General features: G+C 53.0%; 2 pseudogenes. One reads left to right on the top strand and one right to left on the bottom strand.

Annotated elements, in window-relative coordinates:
* A pseudogene (locus tag EXE45_RS17235) lies at window positions 1–468 on the top strand (hypothetical protein); the annotation flags it as partial.
* Window positions 469–511: 43 nt separating this feature from the next.
* Here the strand turns inward: EXE45_RS17235 and EXE45_RS17230 are convergent.
* A pseudogene (locus tag EXE45_RS17230) lies at window positions 512–728 on the bottom strand (winged-helix domain-containing protein); the annotation flags it as partial.

Genomic DNA, 728 nt, shown 5'->3' with positions numbered 1-728 from the left:
AGCGGGAAAGAAGATCGTGTCTTAGTCGTGGCTGCACGACGGGCATGGGACGAATACCACACCTACGACCACTACTTCTGTCAGCCCAACCGTTCGTTCAAACCGGTGTCGCACCTCGCGTTCTACAAGGACGGCGAGATCAAGGCCAAAGTCCCGCGGGTAACTGGAAGTATCGAGAGCATCACCTTGGACGAGGATACGGTTGAGGACCATCCCGAACTCTCCCACCGCCAGGAGCAGTCGTTGCTCGAGTCGGTCAAGAGGATGCGACAGAACGGGTCAGAGCGGTATGGAGACACGCAGAAGGTCCTGTTCCTCAAACCTGACCTCAAACTGAACCGGGCCGTTCAGAATGACAAGACAGCCAGTGACTCGAACCGAACAGTCGCGTTCGTACAAGGACACCGGTACGTTTCGTTGTCAACGCTTCGAGAAAACCCAAGGAATACAACTGAGTTAGAGGATTAGTGACTGCGCCTTCCTTTAGGTGGTCTTCACTTGGGATGGGTTTCTACCCAAGCGCTGTTTCTGTTCGATTCCCGACCTGATGTCGGTTGACGAACCCCTTTTCTTCGAGTTTCTGAACGTTGTACTGTACTTTACTCTTGAAAGAACCGCCATCTACCTCTTCGTCTAACTCGGCAGCAAGTTCTCTGGCTAGTTCGGATGTAGATTCTACAGCACCGGCGTCGTACAGGAAGCGGAGGACAGTCTTCTCAAAATCGTGT

The organism is Halorubrum sp. SP9 (assembly GCF_005435015.1).
Lineage (GTDB): Archaea > Halobacteriota > Halobacteria > Halobacteriales > Haloferacaceae > Halorubrum > Halorubrum sodomense.
The sequence above is the reverse complement of the archived record's forward strand: the minus strand, read 5'-3'. Positions and strand labels throughout refer to the sequence as shown.